The 18,954-nt window shown below is 72.5% G+C and carries 13 protein-coding genes; 7 read left to right on the forward strand and 6 right to left on the reverse strand.

Annotated features, from left to right (window positions below; all coding sequences use genetic code 11):
• Positions 1 to 53: 53 nt before the first annotated feature.
• A complete protein-coding gene (gene lon / locus ACIA8L_RS09920) occupies positions 54 to 2,384 on the reverse strand; it encodes an endopeptidase La (RefSeq protein WP_395902509.1) in 2,331 nt (776 codons plus the stop codon).
• 207 nt (positions 2,385 to 2,591) lie between these two features.
• The gene (locus ACIA8L_RS09925) at positions 2,592 to 3,776 is read right to left on the reverse strand and encodes an FAD-dependent monooxygenase (protein ID WP_395902511.1); all 1,185 of its coding nucleotides are present in this window, start codon (positions 3,774 to 3,776) and stop codon (positions 2,592 to 2,594) included.
• 90 nt (positions 3,777 to 3,866) lie between these two features.
• Between ACIA8L_RS09925 and ACIA8L_RS09930 the strand changes: the two genes are divergently transcribed.
• Positions 3,867 to 4,454, forward strand: a complete 588-nt coding sequence (locus ACIA8L_RS09930) for a TetR/AcrR family transcriptional regulator (RefSeq protein ID WP_395902513.1) — start codon at positions 3,867 to 3,869, stop codon at positions 4,452 to 4,454.
• 6 nt (positions 4,455 to 4,460) lie between these two features.
• Here ACIA8L_RS09930 and ACIA8L_RS09935 read toward each other — a convergent pair whose 3' ends face one another.
• A complete protein-coding gene (locus ACIA8L_RS09935) occupies positions 4,461 to 5,216 on the reverse strand; it encodes a PP2C family protein-serine/threonine phosphatase (RefSeq protein WP_395902515.1) in 756 nt (251 codons plus the stop codon).
• Between the two features lie 67 nt (positions 5,217 to 5,283).
• Positions 5,284 to 5,592: a hypothetical protein gene (locus tag ACIA8L_RS09940; protein ID WP_395902518.1), complete on the reverse strand. Its 309-nt coding sequence runs from the start codon at positions 5,590 to 5,592 to the stop codon at positions 5,284 to 5,286.
• Positions 5,593 to 5,661: 69 nt separating this feature from the next.
• On the opposite strand from ACIA8L_RS09940, the gene ACIA8L_RS09945 reads away from it, so the two are divergent.
• The 3 genes from ACIA8L_RS09945 (at position 5,662) to ACIA8L_RS09955 (ending at position 10,725) form a co-directional block, all read left to right on the forward strand.
• Positions 5,662 to 7,782, forward strand: a complete 2,121-nt coding sequence (locus ACIA8L_RS09945) for an ATP-binding protein (protein ID WP_395902519.1) — start codon at positions 5,662 to 5,664, stop codon at positions 7,780 to 7,782.
• A gap of 1,012 nt (positions 7,783 to 8,794) precedes the next feature.
• Positions 8,795 to 10,060 (forward strand): hypothetical protein, encoded by a 1,266-nt coding sequence (locus ACIA8L_RS09950; protein WP_395902520.1) that lies wholly within the window; start codon positions 8,795 to 8,797, stop codon positions 10,058 to 10,060.
• A 185-nt stretch (positions 10,061 to 10,245) separates the two neighbouring features.
• The gene (locus tag ACIA8L_RS09955) at positions 10,246 to 10,725 is read left to right on the forward strand and encodes a CAP domain-containing protein (RefSeq protein WP_395902521.1); all 480 of its coding nucleotides are present in this window, start codon (positions 10,246 to 10,248) and stop codon (positions 10,723 to 10,725) included.
• A gap of 260 nt (positions 10,726 to 10,985) precedes the next feature.
• Here ACIA8L_RS09955 and ACIA8L_RS09960 read toward each other — a convergent pair whose 3' ends face one another.
• Positions 10,986 to 11,111, reverse strand: a complete 126-nt coding sequence (locus tag ACIA8L_RS09960; RefSeq protein ID WP_395902522.1) for a hypothetical protein — start codon at positions 11,109 to 11,111, stop codon at positions 10,986 to 10,988.
• Between the two features lie 433 nt (positions 11,112 to 11,544).
• Here ACIA8L_RS09960 and ACIA8L_RS09965 point away from each other — a divergent pair, with 433 nt between their 5' ends.
• The 3 genes from ACIA8L_RS09965 to ACIA8L_RS09975 all read left to right on the forward strand — a co-directional run bounded on the left by ACIA8L_RS09965 (position 11,545) and on the right by ACIA8L_RS09975 (position 17,756).
• Positions 11,545 to 12,837, forward strand: coding sequence for a glutamate-cysteine ligase family protein (locus ACIA8L_RS09965; protein WP_395902523.1), 1,293 nt, complete (start codon positions 11,545 to 11,547; stop codon positions 12,835 to 12,837).
• Between the two features lie 172 nt (positions 12,838 to 13,009).
• On the forward strand, positions 13,010 to 13,948 hold the full coding sequence (locus ACIA8L_RS09970) for a ribose-phosphate diphosphokinase (protein ID WP_395904178.1): 939 nt from the start codon (positions 13,010 to 13,012) through the stop codon (positions 13,946 to 13,948).
• A 133-nt stretch (positions 13,949 to 14,081) separates the two neighbouring features.
• Positions 14,082 to 17,756, forward strand: coding sequence for a BTAD domain-containing putative transcriptional regulator (locus ACIA8L_RS09975; RefSeq protein ID WP_395902524.1), 3,675 nt, complete (start codon positions 14,082 to 14,084; stop codon positions 17,754 to 17,756).
• Positions 17,757 to 17,940: 184 nt separating this feature from the next.
• Here the strand turns inward: ACIA8L_RS09975 and ACIA8L_RS09980 are convergent, their stop codons facing one another.
• Positions 17,941 to 18,588, reverse strand: coding sequence for a hemerythrin domain-containing protein (locus tag ACIA8L_RS09980; protein ID WP_395902526.1), 648 nt, complete (start codon positions 18,586 to 18,588; stop codon positions 17,941 to 17,943).
• Positions 18,589 to 18,954 lie beyond the last annotated feature (366 nt).

Here is an 18,954-nt window from a genome sequence, read left to right on the forward strand (position 1 = left end):
CCGCGACATATCGGATTTTCGCCCGACGGGGTATCTGCCGGTTTTGCCGGGTGTTAGATGGTCGTCGGGACGAAGTCGGGGACGGCCGGGTCGTCGGCCGGGCGCAGGGCCAGGGCGAGGACGTCGGCGACGTCGGCGAGGGCGTGGACGGTCAGCTGCGACCGCACCTCCTCCGGCAGGTCGTCCAGGTCGGGCTCGTTGCGCTTCGGGATGATGACCTCGGTCAGGCCGGCCCGGTGCGCGGCGAGGAGCTTCTGCTTCACGCCGCCGATCGGCAGGACCCGCCCGGCCAGGGTGACCTCGCCGGTCATCCCGAACTCGGGGCGGACCGGGCGGCCGGTCGCCAGGGACGCCAGGGCCGTCACCATGGTGATGCCGGCGCTCGGGCCGTCCTTCGGGACCGCACCCGCCGGGACGTGCAGGTGGATGCGGCGCCCGGCGAGCTGGTTGGGGTCGATGCCGAGCCGGCGCCCGTTGGAGCGCAGGTACGACAGCGCGATGTGCGCCGACTCCTTCATCACGTCGCCGAGCTGCCCGGTCAGGGTCAGGCCGGGCTCGCCCTCCATCGAGATCGCCTCGATGAACAGCACGTCACCGCCGGCGCCGGTCACCGCCAGGCCGGTCGCCACGCCGGGGACGGCGGTGCGCTCGGCCGACTCGGGGGTGAACCGGGCCCGGCCCAGGTAGGTCGCGACCTCGTCGACCCCGACGTGCACCGGCGCCGGGTCGCCGGCCAGGGCCACCGCGACCTTGCGCAGGATCTTGGCCAGGGACCGCTCCAGCTGCCGCACCCCGGCCTCGCGGGTGTGCTCGCCGGCGATGCGGCCCAGGGCCTCGTCGGAGATGGTGAAGTCGGCGGCGTCCAGCCCGGCCCGCTCCAGCTGCCGGGGCAGCAGGTGGTCCCGGGCGATCGCGACCTTCTCCTGTTCGGTGTACCCGTCCAGGGCGACGAGCTCCATCCGGTCCAGCAGCGGCCCGGGGATGGTCTCGACCACGTTCGCGGTGGCCAGGAACAGCACGTCGGACAGGTCGAGGTCGACCTCGAGGTAGTGGTCGCGGAACGTGTGGTTCTGCGCCGGGTCGAGGACCTCCAGGAGGGCCGCGGCCGGGTCACCGGCGTAGCCGGCGGCGAGCTTGTCGACCTCGTCGAGGAGCACGACCGGGTTCATCGAATCCGCCTCGCGCAGGGCCCGCACGATCCGCCCGGGCAGCGCGCCGACGTAGGTGCGCCGGTGCCCGCGGATCTCGGCCTCGTCGCGGACGCCGCCGAGCGACACCCGGACGAACTTGCGCCCGAGCGCGCGGGCCACGGACTCGCCGAGGCTGGTCTTGCCGACCCCGGGCGGGCCGGCCAGGGCGAGCACGGCCCCGGAGCCGCGGCCGCCGACGACCTGCAGGTTCTTCTCCGCGCGGCGGTTGCGCACGGCGAGGTACTCCAGGATGCGGTCCTTCACGTCGGCCAGGCCGGCGTGGTCGGCGTCGAGCACGGCCCGGGCGGCGGCGAGGTCGGTGTTGTCCTCGGTCCGCTCGTTCCACGGCATCTCCAGGACCGTGTCGAGCCAGGTCCGGATCCAGCCGGCCTCGGGCGAGGCGTCGCTGGCCCGTTCGAGCCGGCCGACCTCGCGCAGCGCCGCCTCCTTGACCTTGTCGGGCAGCTCGGCCGCCTCGACCCGGGCCCGGTAGTCGGCGGACCCGTCGGGCTCGTCCTCGCCGAGCTCCTTGCGGATCGCGGCCAGCTGCTGGCGCAGGAGGAACTCGCGCTGGGTCTTCTCCAGGCCCTCCCGCACGTCGTGGTTGATCTTCTCGTTGACCTGCTGCTCGGCGGCGTGCCCGCGGGCCCACTCGACGAGCAGTTCGAGGCGCGCGGTGACGTCGGGCGCCTCGAGCAGTTCGATCTTCTGTTCCAGGGTGAGCCAGGGCGCGTATCCGGCGGAGTCGGCCAGCTCCGACAGGTCGGTCATCTTCTCGACGGTGTCGATGACCTGCCAGGCGCCGCGCTCCTGCAGCACGCCGATGACGAGGGCCTTGTATTCGCGGGCCAGCTCCCGCGCCTTGCCGGCCGGGGTGGGCTCGGTGACCTCCGTGGCCTCGACCCAGAGGGCCGCGCCGGGGCCGGGGACGCCGGCGCCGATCCGGGCCCGGGTGACGCCGCGGATGACGGCCGCGGGCTCGCCGCTGGGCAGCCGCCCGACCTTCTCGAGCACGGCGATGACACCGTGCGAACCGTATGCGCCGTCAACCCGCGGCACGGCGAGGACCCGCTTGTCGCCGGCGGCCCGGGCGGCGTCGACGGCGGCCTGCGTGGAGGCGTCGAGCGTCACGGGAATGACCATGCCGGGCAGCAGGACGTCATCGTTGAGCGGGAGAACAGGAAGCGTAGCCATCAGACACACCTGCCAGAAGTAGGTTGAGCGTGTCAGGCTTAAGTTACAAACCGTTCCCCTTGTTCCCGTCAGTTCCTGTTGTGTGACGGCCGCCACGGTGGTCGCCGCCCGGACCGGCCACCCCAGATCGGCCACGGCCAGATCGGCCGGGCTGGACGGGGCCGCGCCGGTCCATGCGGCGCGGGTCCGGGCGGGGCCGGTCCGGGGTCAGGTCAGGGCCGGGACCTCGTAGTCGGGGAGGTCGAAGGCGGTCGCGGTCTTCGTGGCGAAGTGCTTGAAGACGCGGCGCATCAGGGGGATGTAGCGGATCGACTTGAAGAAGCGGTTGCGCTGCGCGATCTTCTTCCACGTGGTCGGGACCAGGAAGTCGGGGCTGCCGCCGCTCTGCTTCTGGCAGGTCGCCACGTATGGGCGCATCAGCCGCTCGTAGCGGGCGAAGGCCAGCCGGTGGTCGCCTCGGGCCCGGTCCAGTTCGCCGGCGAGGACGTGGGCGCCGACCACGGCCAGGCCGGTGCCGTTGCCGCCCGGGCCGCCCGCGAAGCCGGCGTCGCCGAGCAGGACCACGCGGCCCTTCGACCAGCCGTCCAGGTGGATCTGCGTGGTCTCGTCGAACCAGAAGTCGTCGGCCTGGTGCATCGCGGCGAGGAGTTCCTCGGTGCGCCAGGCGGCTCCGGCGAAGCGGTCGGTGATGAGCCGGCGCTGCTGGGCGGTGTCGCGATAGTCGAACTGCAAGCCCGGCTCGTAGAAGCTCAGCGACACGATCTGGGGGCCGCCGTGCGGGGACATGACCGTCACCGAGCGGGCCGGTTCGCTGTACATGACGCCGGTGCGGTGCAGGCCCAGCGTTCCCGGCATCGTGAAGATCCCGCCGTACACCCCCAGCTGCTGCTTGTGTTCGTCGCTGTCGCCGAAGACCAGGCGGCGCACGCCCGAGTGGACGCCGTCGCAGCCGACGACCAGGTCGAAGCGCTCCCGGCCGCCGGAGGCGAAGGTGACGTCGACGCCGGCGTCGTCCTGGGTGATGGCGGTGAGCTGGTCGCCGAAGCGGTACCGGACCCGCTCCCGCGTCGCCGCGTAGAGGACCTCGGCCAGGTCGCCGCGCAGGATCTCCAGGTCGCCGCTGAAGATCGCCGACGGCAGGGCCGCGACCTGGGCGCCCGTGCTGTCGACGATGGCGATGTCGCCCATGTGCGTCGCGCGGGCCTCGAGGGCGGCGCGCAGGCCCATGCGGTCGAGCGTCTCCAGGTGTACGGCACCGCGGAAGTCGACCGCGTAGCCCCCGCCCCGCAGTGCCGGAGCCTTCTCCACAACGGTGACCTCGTGGCCGTATCGGCTGAGCCACAGGGCCAGGGCCGGGCCGGCGACGCTCGCCCCCGAAATCAGGATGTCCATGCGCGGAACTATACGGACGTGCTACACGTTTGTATAGAACGCTTGTGTAGCACGTTCGTCTGGCACGGCTGTCTCGTAAGATCGGGTGCCATGGGACATCGCGAGGACCTGCTCGACGGCGCGGTTCGGTGCATCTACGAGAAGGGGTACGCCCGCACCACGGCCCGCGACGTCGTCGAGGCGTCCGGGACCAACCTCGGTTCGATCGGCTACCACTACGGCGGCATGACCAACCTCATGGCCGCCGCCCTGGAGAAGGCCGTCGAGGCGTGGGGCCTGTCCCTCGCTCAGGCGATCATGTCGGCCGGCGCGGAGGAACTCAGCGGGGTCGAGCGGTTCGAGCGCTACTGGGAGCACATGATCAACAGTGTGCACACGCAGCGCCCGCTGCTCATGGCCACGTTCGACGCGTTCCTGGAGGCGGAGAAGTCCGAGGCCGTCAAGACGATGCTGATCGAGGGCATGCGCGACGCGCGGCGGCTGTGGGCGCAGGTGTTCCACGGCATCGACGCGGCCATCGAGCCGGCCAAGGCCGACCTCGTCGGCTCGTTCTACCAGGCGCTGGTCAGCGGCGTGCTGACCCAGGTGCTCCTCGACCCCGACGACGCCCCGACCGCGCAGGACCTCACCGCGGCCGTGAACATCGTGGCGGAGAGCTTCCGCGAGAAGATCAGGTGACGAAGATCAGGTGACCTTGACGACGACGGTCGTGGCGTTGTCGCGGCCGCCGGCCTCCAGGGACGCGGCGACGAGCTCGGCCGCCATCACGTCCGGCGGGGCGCCCGAGCTCAGCGTGCGCTCCATGAACTGATACGGGACCTGCTCGGCGATGCCGTCGGTGCACAGGCAGTACACGTCGCCGGGGAACATCGTCACGCTCAGCACGTCCGGCTCCGGCAGGCCCGGATGCCCGATGAACCGGTGCAGCTGGTAGCGGGCCGCCGCCGCCTGCGGGGAGTCGGCCGGATACCAGCCGTGGACGGCGCCGAGCCACGCCGCGGTGTGATCGACGGTGAGCAGCTCGAGCAGGCCGCCGCGCAGGCGGTAGACGCGGCTGTCGCCGATCTGCGTGACCCACGCCCCGGTCGCGTCGGCGACGAGCGCGGTCAGCGTGCAGCCGGTCAGCTCGCGCAGCTCCTGCCCGGCCGCGCGGACCCGGCGCTGGGCGTCGGCGATCGCGGCGAACAGCGGGGTCGGCTCGAACGGGCCGCGGTGCTGCTGGACGGCGGCGGTGAAGACGTCGACGGCCATCCGGCCCGCGGTGCGGCTGCCCTCGCCGGCGCCCATCCCGTCGGCGACGACCGCGCACAGCCCCGGCCGGCGGTGCAGCTCGGCGGCGTGCAGCACGTCGAAGTTGGCCGGGTAGCGCCGGCCGACCTCCGTGGCGGCCCCGACGCTGAGCTGCCGCCCGGCCCCGGAGACCTCGATCGTCATCGTCATCGTCGGTCAGGGTAACGGGTGCGGGGCTGCCCGGGTGGCCCCCTGTTCATCGTCCGTTCAGCGCGGATCAGTGACGTTCGTCGCTGCTCGGGCCGTAGGCGTGGATCTCCCACGCACCGTCGCCCCGCGGTGACCATCCGTCGACGTCGCCGCCGAGTTCGGCGAAGAGCACCACCCGGTCGTACAGCCAGTCGGCGAAGTCGTCCTGCTCGTCCTCGCTGAGCCCGGTCCGCACCGCCGCGCCGAAGGTGATGAGGCCGGTCCCCTCCAGCGGCGACGCCCCCAGCACCCCGACCGCCCCGACCGCCAGGCCGAGGTCGTCGCGCTCCTCGACCTCGAGGAACCCGCCGTCGGGCATCTCGACGAGAAACGCCATCAGCGGCCGCCGATCTTCATGCCGACAACGCTACCCGCGGCCCTGGCCGGTCGGCGGTACAGTACGCGGATGGACCCGGCGGCCGCGCTTCCGGCCCCGCTGACCTCCCTGGTCGGGCGGGACGCCGAGGTGCGCCTGGCCGCCGAGCGGCTCGGCGCGGGCCGGCTCGTCACGCTCGTCGGACCGGCCGGCAGCGGCAAGACCCGGGTCGCCGTCGCGGTCGCGGCGGGCGCCCCCGGCCCGGTCCGCTTCGTCGATCTGTCCACGATGGACACCGGCGATCCGGCCGGGTTCGTCCTCGACGCGCTGGGCGTGGCCCGCCGCCCCGATCTGAGCACGTTCGATGGGATGCTGTCCGCGCTCAGGGCAGTACACCTGCTGCTGCTCGACAACTGTGAGCACGCCGCACCGGCGGTCGCCGAATTCGCGGCGCGGCTGCTCGGGGCCGCACCGGATCTGCGGGTCCTCGCGACCAGCCGGCAGCCCCTCGGCCTGGCCGCGGAGGCGGTCCTCGGCATCCACCCGCTCGACCCGGCCACCGCGCTGCGGCTGTTCGAGACCCGCATGTTCGAGCGCACCGGCCACCCGCTGCCGCCCGCGCACCGCCCGGCCGCGGCCACGATCTGCGCCGCCCTCGACGGGCTCCCCCTCGCCGTCGAGCTGGCCGCGGCCCGGGCCGCGCTGCTGTCGGTGCCCGAGGTCAACCGGCTCCTCGCCGACCGGTTCCGGGTCCTGGCCGACGCGAAGGCCCCCGGCCCCGAGCACCACCGCACGCTGCGGGCCGCCCTCGACTGGAGTTATCAGCTCCTGTCGCCGGACAAGCAGGCGCTGCTGCGCCAGCTCGCCGTCTTCCAGGGCGGCTGGTCCGCGGCGGCCGTGGCGACCCTGCCCGCCTACCGCCCCGGCCTGCTCGCCGCCCTGGCCGAGCGTTCACTGCTCGCGCCGCCCGTGGCCGGTCGGGGCCGGCTGCTGCAGACGATCGCCGCCTACGCCGCGGCCCGCCTCGCCGAGCACCCCGCCGAGTCCGCCGCCGCCCACGCCGCGCACGCCGAGCACTACCTCGGCCTGGCCGAACAGGCCGCGGCCGGCATCCGCGGCCCCGAGCAGCGCACCTGGCTGCACACCCTGACCCTGGAGCAGGACAACCTCCGCGCCGCCCTCGCCGGCCTGGCCGCCCGACCGGGCCCTTCGTTCGACGCGGACCTGCGCATGGCCGCCGCGATGGCACCCTTCCAGCATTTCATCGGGGGGTACTCCCAGGGCCGCCAATGGCTCGCCGACGCCCTCGACCGCCGGCCGTCGGCGCCGCCCCCGGCCCGGGTCGCGGCCCTGTCCGCGGCCGCCACCCTCGCCATGCTGGCCTGCGACTACCCCGCCGCCGCGGCCCTCGCGCACCAGGCCCTCCCGCACACCTCCGGCCCCGCGCGCGGCCCGTTGCTCACCCTGCTGGGCAGCGTCGAGCGTGAGCGGGCCCGCTACGAGGTCTCGAGCCTGCATTTGGAAGAGGCGCGGCAGTGGTACCGCAAAGCCTCCGACGCGTGGGGAGAAGGCCGCGCCACCCAGCTCGCCGGGGCCACGGCCTGGCTGTCCGGCGACCTGGACGCGGCCGCCGAGCTCCTCGCCGCTTCCCTGACCGCGTTCCGCGACCTGGCCGACGCCGAGTCCGCCGCCTCATCGCTCACCCACCTCGGCGCGGTCGCCCACTACCGCGGCGACCAGCCGGCCGCCCGCCGCCACCTGGCCTCCGCCCTCGACGGGTTCACCGAGCTGGCCTTCCCCGAGGGCGTCGCCTGGGCCCAGGACCTGCTCGGGCGGGTCGACCTCGCCGACGACCGGCTCCCGTCCGCCGCCGAACGCCTCCGGGCCAGCCTGAGCATCCACCGGCGGGTCGGCGACCGGTGGCGGGCGGCCAGCGTCCTCGAGGCCCTCGCGGAGTGCAGGCGCCGGGCCGGCGACCCCGCCCACGGCGCCGCGCTGCTGGCCGCCGCCGACGTGGTCCGGCGCGAGATCGGCGCGCCGACACCGACCTGCGAGCAGCCCGCCCGGGCCGCGACCGACGCGGCGCTGCGCGAGGCGTTGCCGGCGGCGGACTACGCGCGGGCGTATCGGTTCGGTGCGCGTACCGCCCTCGACGACCTGCTAGCGGTGAGCGGGGCGGCCACGCTGTCGCCGGCTCGTACGTCTTCGTAGGGTTCCGGGGTCGCGGCGGGGCGGGCGGGCACAGACTCGAACGGTGACCACGATCGGACCCGCAGCCGGCCCGCCGGACCCGCCTCCGCTTCGTCCCGCCGCACCGTCTTCGGGCGCGGCTCCGCCCGTCTTGGGCTCCGGCTCCGCTATACCTGCCGGTGGCTTGGTCCCCGGCTCCGGCAAGGCGCTTCCTCCGGGCGACGGGCCTCGGCCGGGGGCTGCGACTTCGGCTGTCGCTCTGCAGCAGGTCTTGAGCACGCTGCTGGTACGGGCTGAGACCGCTATGGACGCCGCGCTCCTTCGCATTCTGTCGCGGCTGACGTCTCCGCCGCGCTCCCCTGGCCCGCCCGCGACGCCGTTTGGTCCTGGTCCTGGTCCTGGTTCTGGTCTTGGTCCTGGTCAGGGCGCACCGCCGTCTGCTCAACCCACGACGCCGAACGCCTCGCCGCGGGGTCCTTTGCCTCCAGGTCCTTTGTCGCGGGGTGCCTCGCCAGGGGGTCTCTTGCCGCAGAGTGCACTGCCGCAGGGTTCTTTGCCGCAGAGTGCCTTGCCACGGGATTCTTTACCGCACGGGTCTTTCACGCGGAGGCCGTCTGGGCTGGGGCCGTTGCTGCCGGGATCTGGACTGCCACGCGAGACGGGGCCTGGGGGTGTGCGATCGTCCGCGATGGCCTCGGGCTCAACGCCCTCTGCTGCGTCGGGTACGCCTCAGGGTCCTCGTCCTGGGAATCTTCCGCCTTGGGGTTCACCTCCGTCCCCGGCTCCGCCGCCGACCCGGTCGCCGTCGCCGTTTCCGGTGCCACTGGACCCTCGGCTGTCCCGGCTCGCTGCCCCATGGGTCGGCATCGGCGCCGATGGTCCGCCTTCTCCCGGCGGCTCACCTCCTTCCCCCAGCGGCTTACCGGCTTCTCGCAGTGGCTTGCCTTCTCCGCCCAGCGGCTTACCGGCTTCTCCCGGCGGAATTCCGAATCGGCTGGCGGGTCCCATCGGCGTCGGGGCGGGCATCACTGAGGTGCCGGTCCGGGCAGCACGCGCCTGGGAGGCCATCACCGGTCTCAGCGGTCTCGCCGCCCCCGCCGAACGGCATGCGGTCGACGACTTGCGCGCCCTCCTGCCGGCCGACCCGATCGTCCGCGGTGAGACGGTCCGCGAGGCTGTGACCTGGTTGGCCGCCAACCTCGGCGACCCCCGCGTCGTTGCCGCCCGCTGCGCCGACCTGGGCCCGGCGGTCGCGGCCCTCGGCGTACCCCCGCAGCGCCTCGAAGCCCTCGCGATCCTGCTGGTCGACGCCCTCCGGGCGAACCCGCCGGCTCCGCCGTTGCGTGCCGACGAGGAGGCCGCCCTCCGCGACGCCGGCCGGCTGATCTCCAGCTGGGTCGCCGCCGGCGCGGCCGCCGCCGTCCACGATCCGGTCCGCTGGAGCGCCATCGTCACCGGACGTGAGCGTCGGCGGGCGGATATGGCGGTGTTGCGGCTGCGGACGTACCTGCCGTATCCGTGCCCACCCGGCCTACGCGCGGCACTGGCCGTTCCCGCCGTGCCGGGCCGTCACCGAGAGTGCTGGGTCGCCAACTTGCCGGAGGTCGACCGGGCGGTGGAGCTTCACGTGGCGCTGCACCACGACGACCCGGTCGGCGCCGAACTGGTCGAGCGGACCACGGTGGGTGACCGGGTCGACCTGTACGTGCCCGTAGGGTCACCGGCGATCCTCGATGGTCACCGTCCGCTGCTGCTGATCGCCGACCGTGACGCTGTCGGCCCGATCCAGGCCGCCCTGCTGACGCTCCGCTTGGCTGCGGCTACGGCTACTGCTGCGGCTGCACTTGCGGCTACGGCTACTACTACTGCTGCGGCTGCGTCACCTGCTGCGGCTGCGGCTGGGACTCCGGGCTCCTCCGGCACCGGCACAAACACCGATACCGACCGCGACCGCAGCCCAGCAGCGGGCAGCGTCACTGGCGGTACCGACGCCGGCAGCGCTGGCTCTCACGCAGGCAGAGGTGTTGGTAACCGCGCTGACCTTGGTGTCGGCGTTGACACTGAGCGTGACGTGACCGTTTTCTGGCCGTCCGCCGCCCTGGGCGATGCCGATCGGCTGGCTGCGCTCGGCCCGGCCGGGGTCGTTGTCGTTCGGGATCGTTTCGTTGCGGACGGGCGGGACTGGTCCGAGCACTGTGCGTTCGCGGCCGGTAGTGCTGCGTTCGCGGAGTCCGTCGCTGTCCAGCTCGTGGCCGCCGGCGTGCCGGGCGAACGCACGGTGATCGCCAATATCGGCTGATACCCACTGCTACGCATTGTGATCCTCACGTCACTCTAGAGAGTGAATTGCCGAAGGTCGGCACGGGCGACGTGAGCGTGGCAATACCGCACGTTCGGTGCCAGCGGGGAGATTTGGTCAGATTCCGGACGATCGGCTGGCGGCTGCTTACTTTCAGGCCATCTGCCCTACTTCGTGGAGGTGAGATGGGATTCCGGAAGGGTATTGCCGTGACGCTCGTCGCGGGTGCGGTCGCGGCGGTGGCGGCGGTTCAGGCCGGGCCCGCGTTCGCGGCCGAGTCCGGCATGGTTCGCGGGGTTGTCGCCCTGACCAACAACATGCGGGCGCGGGCCGGATGCGGACCGGTGGCGTCCAGTTCGCGGCTCGGGTTCGCCGCCTGGCAGCACTCGCGGGACATGGCCGGGCGCGGCTACTTCTCGCACGGGTCACCCGGCGGGGGCTCCCCCGGCGGGCGGGTCCGGGCCGCCGGGTACCGCTGGTCCACCTACGGCGAGAACATCGCCTGGGGCCAGCCGGACGCGCGATCCGTCATGAACGCCTGGATGAACAGCCCCGGCCACCGGGCCAACATCCTCAACTGCCGGTTCCGCAACGTCGGGGTGGCCGTCGCGTACGACTACCGCGGCGTGCCCTACTGGACCCAGGACTTCGCGAGCCCTTGGTAGTCCCGAAGTCGCCCGGTCCTGCGCGTTCACCCGCCGAACTTCGGCGGGTGAGCGCGGGGCCGGGCGGCGGCATGATTTTCGTGTGACCCCGGATGTGTCAACGGACGTGGCCGGGGCAGAGGTCGTCCGGGAAACGCACCGGCCCGGCCGGGCGGCCCACACCTGACAACTATCAGTAGTTCATTGACTACTCCATGACTCGACGCCGGACGCGGTACGACCCAGCCGGCGAACGCGACTCCACACCGGACGTCGCACTGTCACGAGCCCGTCGCGGCCGGTTGCCGACGCTCGGCGGCGCGTCCGCGGCACAGCTGGTTGCCCTTGTCGATACGCTGCGCGATCGGCTTGGAATCGACATCGTGAAAGCGCTCGGCGGACTTCATCGGGGAATTGTCGGACACATATTTCCCGCGCGCTCGGGCGACCTGGGGCCCTACCGGCAGTACCAGAGAAAACGCTTTTTTGAGACCGGTGAAAATCACGCTAAAGCCACCGACAAACATCGATCTTTGCCGGTACTTTCGCGCAATCTGACATGTCAGGCAAGATCTCGGCGGGCGGCGGCCGACCACCGTGAACCCTGGGAGCATCCAGCGGGTTCCCATCGAGAGTTCACCGCCCGTTGTCCTCGCACTCTGGACAGAACGGCCGGATGACCGCCTAATTGAATGCACCTCGCCCGGCACCCCCGCCGCCGGTCGGGCCCGCCGCCACACCCCGCACGACCCGCCGCATCGCACTGCGCACCTGAACGATCACTTTTCCCATGCGTAACACCACTCTGGGTAGCACGCACCCTTCTTCCGGGAGGCCGCCGTGAACGACACGACATCCGCCATCCTCCTCACCGAAGCCACCGCCACCGCCTATGTCGCCGCCTCGGGGTTCCGGGTCGGGCCGGTCGGGCGCGTCGGCGTGGAGCTGGAGTACTGCGTGCGCGATCCGCAGCGGCCCTCGCATCGTCCGGCGCCGGCGGAGCTCCTGGACCTGCTGGCGCATTTGGGCAACCCGCTGCCGGGCGGCAGTGCGGTCACGATCGAGCCCGGCGGGCAGCTGGAGCTGTCGAGCTCGGTGGGGGCGTCGCTCACGGACTGTGCGAGCGCGCTCACCGGCGACCTGGCGCTGGTACGCGGGGTACTCGCCGGTCACGGCCTGTATCTCGACGGCACGGGGCTGGACATGGCGCGGCGGCCACGGCTGGTGACCGATCACCCGCGGTACGTGGCCCTGGCCGAGTATCACGATCGGTCGGGGGCGCGAGGACGCACGGTGATGACGAACTCGGCGTCGATCCAGGTGTGCCTCGACTCCGGCACCGACGGGGCCGACGCCGACGACTGGTCGCACTTCGCGCGGCGGTGGTGGCTGGCCGACGCGATCGGGCCGGTCATGATGGCCGCGTTCGCGAACTCGCCGCACGTCACCCGGGCCGGGCGGCGCTGGGTCTCCTACCGCCAGGCGCTGCGCTTCGGCACGGACGCCAGCCGCACCCGCGCGCCGCGGCGCACCGACGACCCGCGCCAGGCCTGGGCCCGCTACGCCCTCGCCGCGAAGGTGGCCATGGTCGCACCGGACGGCGACGACCCGGCGGCCGAGCCCGGCACCCGCTGGCACGTGCCGCACGGGCTCACCATGCGCGACTGGCTGCGCGGCCACGGTCCGCGGCCGGTGACGCTCAGCGACCTCGAGCGGCACCTCGGCACACTGGTCCCGCCGGTACGGCCGCGCGGCTACCTGGAGCTGCGGATGATCGACCAGCAGGCCGGCGACGACTGGGTGGTGCCGGCGGCCGTCGTCACCGCGCTGCTCGACGACCCGGAGGGTGCCGCGGCCGCCGCCGAGGCCACCGAGCACCTGCGCTCACCGCTGCGCCGGCATCGCGACTGGCTCGCCGCCGCCCGCGACGGCCTCGCCGACCCGGCCACGGCCGCCGCCGCGCTCGCCTGCTTCACCGCCGCCCAGGCCGTGCTCACCCGCCGTCACGCGCCACTGGCGATCCGCGACGCCGTCGCCCGGTTCGCCGACCGGTATGTGCTGCGCGGACGGTGCCCGGCCGACGACGCACCGCAGCGGAGAACCCGCCGGATCGGAGTGGTGTCAGCGGGATGACCGCGTGCCGGCCGCGGAGCGTCACCATCGTGCGCGATGCGGACACTGCGTTGGCCGGCCGTCACACCGCGCTCGGACGGTGGACGCGGGGTGATGTGCCGCAGCGGAGAACCCGCCGGATCGGTGTGGTATCAACGGCATGACCAGACCCCGGCTTCGAGGAGTCACGCTCGTGCGCGACATAGCCGTGTTCAGTGGCACCGCGCATCCGGCGCTCGCAGAGGAGATCTGCGCGCAGCTCGAGGTGCCGCTGCTGCCCGTCCGCGTGGATCGCTTCGCCAACGACTGCCTGGAGGTGCAGCTGCAGGCCAACTGCCGGGAGCGGGACGTGTTCCTGATCCAGCCGCTGGTGCCGCCGGTGCAGGAGCACCTCGTCGAACTCCTGCTCATGCTCGACGCCGCGCGGGGGGCGTCGGCCGCGCGGACCACCGTGGTCATGTCCCACTACGCCTACGCGCGCTCCGACAAGAAGGACGAGCCGCGCATCTCCATCGGCGGCCGCCTCGTCGCCGACCTGCTCTCCGCGGCCGGTGCCAGCCGCGTCCTCACGCTGACCCTGCACTCGCCGCAGGTGCACGGCTTTTTCTCAGTACCAGTGGATCATTTGCACGCTTTGCGAGAGCTGGCCGGGCACTTCCGCGGGCACGACCTCAGCAACGCCGTCGTGGTGTCGCCCGATCTCGGCAACGCCAAGCCGGCTTCGGCATTCGCGCGAATGCTGTCGGTACCGGTGGCGGCCGGGGCCAAGCAGCGCTTCTCCGACGACCGGGTCGTCATCAGCACCGTGATCGGCGACATCGAGGGGCGCGACGTGATCGTCCTCGACGACGAGATCGCTCGCGGCAGTACCGTGTTCGAGCTCATCGACAAGCTGCGGGAACGCAACGCCGCGAGCATCCGCGTGGCGTGCACGCACGGCCTGTTCACCGGCGACGCGCTCAAGCGCCTGCAGGAGCAGGAGGACGTGCTGGAGATCGTGTGCACGAACAGTGTGCCGCTGCCGAAGGACAAGTGGGTGCCGAAGCTGCGGGTGCTGTCGATCGCGCCGGCCATGGCGGAGGCGATGCGGCGGATCCACAACGGCGAGTCCGTGAGCTCGCTGTTTCACTGACGGGTGATTGTCGGTCACCGGGTCGCGGGAGACGTCACGCGGCCCGGTGACTTTCCGTGACGCCCGCTGTCCGATGTCCGAAGATCGGTTGTCGGCCGCGGTCGTCCATGATCGGATACCGGGAGTGAGCCCGATGTCCGTGACCATCGACGTGCTGGGGCCGCTGCGGACCGTGGTCGGCGGGTCACCGGCCGACACCGGTGGCCCTCGGCAGCGAGCGGTCCTGGCCCGGCTCGTCGCCGCCGGCGGCCACGTGGTGCCGACCGACCGGTTCATCGACGACCTGTGGCAGGGCGAGCCACCGCCGAAGGCCCTGGCCGCGCTGCAGGTGTACGTGTCCAACCTGCGCCGCATCCTGGAACCCGGCCGCGCCCCGCGCACCCCGGCCACGATCGTCGTGTCGGTGGCGCCCGGGTACGCGCTGCGGCTGGCCGAGGAGCAGGTCGACGCGTGGCGGTTCGAGACGATGCTGCGGCAGGGCAGCGACCTCGCCGAGGCTGACCCTCGCGCTGCCGACCGGCTGCTGCGGGCCGCGCTCGACGCGTGGGCCGGGCCCGCGTACGCCGAGTTCGCCGACGAGGCCTGGGCCACCCCGGAGGCGGCTCGCCTCGAGGAGCTGCGCCTCGCCGGCGTCGAGGCGGCCGGGCGGGTGGCGCTGCGGCTGGGGCGGGCGGCGCTGGTGGTACCCGAGCTCGACCGGCACGTGCGGGAGCATCCGCTGCGCGAGGCGGCCGTGCATGTCCTGGCGACCGCGCTGTACCGGGCCGGGCGGCAGGCCGACGCGCTCGCCGTGTTGCGGCAGGCCCGGGATCGGCTCGCCGAGGAGCTGGGGGTGGATCCGGGGCCGGCGCTGCGGGCGTTGGAGTCGGATGTGCTCGCACAGGCCGATCACCTGTCGGCGGATGCTCCGCTGCCACCGAGCGTGACGGGTTCCGTCGCACTGGGTCGTGATACCGCAGCGGCTGGCGAGTCCGCAGCGGCTGGCGAATTGACAGCGGGTGGCGAGTTGACAGCGGGTGGCGGTGCGATAGCAGGTCGTGATGCCGGAGCGAGTGATGTTGCGGCAGCGGGTAGTGAGGCGGCAGCGGGTGGGGCGGCATGGGGTGGTGGCTTGGCAGCGGGTGATGGCTCGGCAGCGGACGGTGATGCCGGAGCCGGTCCTGGTGTCGTACTGACTCTTGGTGCCGTACCGGCTCCGGTGGTGACTTTTGGTGCACTCTCGGTGACGGCTGGGGTTGCGGCGGTCGGGCGGGATCGTGAGCTTGCGGTGCTGGATTCGGCGGCACAGGCAGTACACCTGGAGGGGCTTCGGATCGTTTGGGTCGGGGGCGAGGCCGGCGCCGGGAAGTCGACGCTCGTGCGGGCGTTCTCGGCGGCGGTGGCCGGTCGGGGCTGGCCGGTCGCGTGGGGGCGCTGCCCGGAGGTCGACGGGGCGCCGCCGGCATGGGCATGGGCCGAGGTCTTGGCCGATGTGCTCGCCGGCGATTCGGCGCCGAGCGTGCATGCCGGCCTGGATCAGTTTCAGCTCGCACAGGCCGTTGGGGAGCGGCTCGGGTCGGGTGGATCGCTACTGGTGGTGCTGGACGATGTACACCGCGCTGATGGTGAGACCCTGCAGGTTTTGCGGCATGTCGCCGTCTCGCTGGCGTCACGTTCGGTGTTGATTGTCGCCACGTTCCGTACTGGGGAGGATCAGCCGCAGCTGCAGGCCGCTCGAGCCGCGCTTGCCGGGCCGCGCTCCAGTGAGCTGCTGCTCGGCGGACTCTCCGCGGATGCGGCGGCCCAGGTTCTGGCCGCGCATCTCGGGGCTCCCGTCGACGAGTCGGTCGCGGCCGTCGTGCACGCGCGGACCGGCGGGAATCCGCTGTTCCTGGCCGAGACGGCCCGGTTGATCTCCGCCGAGGGCACGGGCAGCGCGGTGCGGGCGATCCCGGCCGGGATCGGGCACGTCCTGCGGCGGCGGCTGGCCCGGCTGCCGGCTGCGGCCCAGACGGTACTGCGGCATGCGTCGATCCTGGGGCGTGACGTCGACATCGACGTGCTGTCATCGGCGTTCGCGGAGGATGAGGACGCGGTCCTCGACGGGCTCGAGGCCGGGGTGCTCGCCGGGCTGCTGGAAGAGCCCGCGCCAGGCCGGGTGCGGTTCGGTCACGCGCTGTTACGGGATGTGCTGTACGACGACATGCCCCAGCTGCGGCGGCGCCGACTGCATGAGCGCGTGCTGAACGTGTTGGAGCGGACCACTCCGGGTGATGTTGCCGCGCTCGGTCATCATGCTCTCGCGGCGGCCACTCCCGCTTCGGCGGTGCGGGCGGCCGGGCATGCCGGAGCGGCGGCACGGCAGGCGGCGGCGTTGTTCGCGCACCGGGAGGCGGGGCAGCTGTACGCGGCCGCGTTGGACGCCCTCGCTCTGCGGCGGCCCGCGTCGGCTGACCCCAATGATGCTTCGGCTGCGTTGCGGCTTGATCTGTTGTGCGGCCTTACGTCGGCGCGGGCCAACTCGGGTGACATGTTGGGGGCACGGGCTTCGCGGTGGGCGGCTGTGGAGGCCGCTTCCCTGGTGGACGTCGATTCTCTGACGGAGGCTGGCTTGCCGGTGGTGGCAAGCTCTTTGGTCGAGGCCGGCTCTTTGGTCGAGGCCGGCTCATTGGCAGAGGCCGGCTCATTGGCAGAGGCCGGGTCTTTGGTAAGGGCTGGTTCTTTGGCCGACGCGCTCACGGGCGGTTCTGGGTCGGCTTCGCTGGTTCGGGCCTTGGCGTCCTTTGATGCGCCGGTGGCGTGGTCGATCCGGGTCGCTCGGACCGTTGACCAGCCGCTGGTTGATCTCCTCGAGCAGGCGCTGGCGCAGCCCGGGGTCAGCGCTTCCATGCGGGCACGGATGCTCGTGGCGTTGGTATACGAGCTGGAAGGCGATGACCTCACACGGTGTGACGAAGCGAGCACGGAGGCCCTGGAGCTCGCGCGCGCCGACGGGGACGCGCTCGTGTTGTGTCAGGCGCTGAACGCCCGGTACTTCGCGGTCCTCAATCCCGAGGGACGCCACCAGCTGCCCGCCGTGGGCGCGGAGTTGCTCTCCGTGGCGGAGCGGAGCGGGCTGCTCGGGTTCCAGGCGCAGGCGCACCACGTGCTGTACCAGGCGGCGTTGGAGCGTAACGATCTGCGACTGGCCCAGGAGCATTTGGACCGGGCCTTGGAGCGGTCCACCACCGGGCAGCTCGGGGTGACACTCTCCGTGATGGCGATCCTGGGCGCGATCCGGGCCCTGTTCGCCGGTGACCACGCGACCGCGGAACGTATCTACACGGAGCTCGGAGAGCGGATCGAGGCGGCCGGGCAGCCCAACGCCAACCTGGTCAGTCTCGTTGGCGTGTTCTTCGTCCGGCTCACGCAGGGGCTCGGGCACACCTTGCTGCCCGTGCTGGAGCCGCTACGGACGCTGCCCACCGCCGAGGCGGAGGCGGGTGAGTTCATCACCCGCGCGCTCGTCGACGCCGGCCGGCTGGACGAGGCCCGCGCGGCGTGGAAGCCGGAGCTGCCTATCCGGGAGGACTACTACTGGCTGGCGATGATGGGGCTCCGCGGTGAGAACGCGGCCGCCATCGGGGACACCGCGGTCGCGGCGCGGTGCTACGAACAGCTGCGGCCGTGGGCCGGACAGTTCGTGGGGCTGGCCAGCGGGACGGTGCCGGGGCCGCCGGTCGACCTGGTGCTCGGCAAGCTGGCCGCCTTGCTCGGACGACCCGCCGACGGCCACCTCCAGGCGGCCAAGGAACTGGCCGCCCGGACCGGAGCCAAGCCCTGGATGTAGCACCGAACGCGTTCGTCAGCTGGCACCGAACGCGTTCGTTTCGGTTGCTGTCACGGCCTCGATGATGGCGGCGGCAAAGGCGGGCTGCACGATGGCGTCACCTGCACCGTGGCGCCAGCTTTCCGGTGCCGACGGCAACGAACGCGTTCGCTACGGAGACGGCGGTTGGCATTCGCGGTGGACGTCAGCCGAAGATGAGGCGTTCGCGGCGGAGGAAGGCGGGGCGGACGGCCGCGAGCATCAGGCGCAGGACCGGGCCGGCCAGGCGGTACAGCTCATCCAGCTCGGCCGGGGTCGCATAGCGTTCGATGCGCGGCAGCTCGAAGCCCATCTTGCCGCCCTTGCGGACCGCGGTCTCGACCTGCTGCCACTGGGCGCCGGAGACGTAACGGCGGATCACCGGGAACACGGTGCGCTCCTCGTCCTCGATGTGCTCGTCGAGGAGGTCACGCAGCGTGGCGAGGGAGTCGGCCAGCCGAGCGGCGGCGTCGCGGTCGGCGGGTGCTGCGGCGAGCGCGGCGGACTGCGTGCGGATGCGGTCGAGCAGCGGGTCGAGCTGGGCGTGATCGTCGGTGAGCTCGGCCAGGTCGACCTCGGCTCCGGCGGTGGCGTTGAGGATCGGCCACAGCACGTCGTCCTCGGCCTGGTGATGGTGGTGGATACCGTCGCAGAGCGTGAGAAGGTACCGGTGGATGGCCTTGGCCCGGGCCGGCGTGGCGGGGACGTGACCGTCCGCGATGGCCCGGGTGACGTCGGCGAAGCGGCGGGCGTCGCCGACCATCGAGCGGTGGTTGACGGTGATGCCGACAAGGTTCGGTTCGGAGTTCGTCATGGGAACAGCAGACGGCCGCGCGGTTGGCGACCACTTAACACCCGCTTGGCGCCGCCGCACGGCCAGCGACCCGCCCGCCGGACCAGACCACCCCGGCGCCGCCGCGGCCGCAGCGGCCAGCCCCATCACGTCAAACTGGCCTCAGCGGTCGCGTCAACACCGTGCCGACGCAGTGGCATTTGCTGCAGCCCGCGCCATCACGCCGAATCGGCCCGGCGGCCGTATCAGATGGGCTTTGCCTCACCTACCAACCAGCCGAGCGCCGTCGCGCCGCCGTGCCGCCGTGCCGCCGTGCCGCCGTGCCGCCGTGCCGCCGTGCCGCCGTGCCGCCGTGCCGCCGTGCCGCCGTGCCGCCGTGCCGCCGTG

The organism is Dactylosporangium sp. NPDC051541, assembly GCF_044454505.1.
GTDB lineage: Bacteria > Actinomycetota > Actinomycetes > Mycobacteriales > Micromonosporaceae > Dactylosporangium.

Coding starts and splice junctions, on each gene's coding strand:
- lon (WP_395902509.1), bottom strand. CDS start 2,384: ATGGCTACGCTTCCTGTTCTCCCGCTCAACGATGACGTCCTGCTGCCC.
- ACIA8L_RS09925 (WP_395902511.1), bottom strand. CDS start 3,776: ATGGACATCCTGATTTCGGGGGCGAGCGTCGCCGGCCCGGCCCTGGCC.
- ACIA8L_RS09930 (WP_395902513.1), top strand. CDS start 3,867: ATGGGACATCGCGAGGACCTGCTCGACGGCGCGGTTCGGTGCATCTAC.
- ACIA8L_RS09935 (WP_395902515.1), bottom strand. CDS start 5,216: ATGACGATGACGATCGAGGTCTCCGGGGCCGGGCGGCAGCTCAGCGTC.
- ACIA8L_RS09940 (WP_395902518.1), bottom strand. CDS start 5,592: ATGGCGTTTCTCGTCGAGATGCCCGACGGCGGGTTCCTCGAGGTCGAG.
- ACIA8L_RS09945 (WP_395902519.1), top strand. CDS start 5,662: ATGGACCCGGCGGCCGCGCTTCCGGCCCCGCTGACCTCCCTGGTCGGG.
- ACIA8L_RS09955 (WP_395902521.1), top strand. CDS start 10,246: ATGGGATTCCGGAAGGGTATTGCCGTGACGCTCGTCGCGGGTGCGGTC.
- ACIA8L_RS09960 (WP_395902522.1), bottom strand. CDS start 11,111: ATGAAGTCCGCCGAGCGCTTTCACGATGTCGATTCCAAGCCGATCGCG.
- ACIA8L_RS09975 (WP_395902524.1), top strand. CDS start 14,082: ATGTCCGTGACCATCGACGTGCTGGGGCCGCTGCGGACCGTGGTCGGC.
- ACIA8L_RS09980 (WP_395902526.1), bottom strand. CDS start 18,588: ATGACGAACTCCGAACCGAACCTTGTCGGCATCACCGTCAACCACCGC.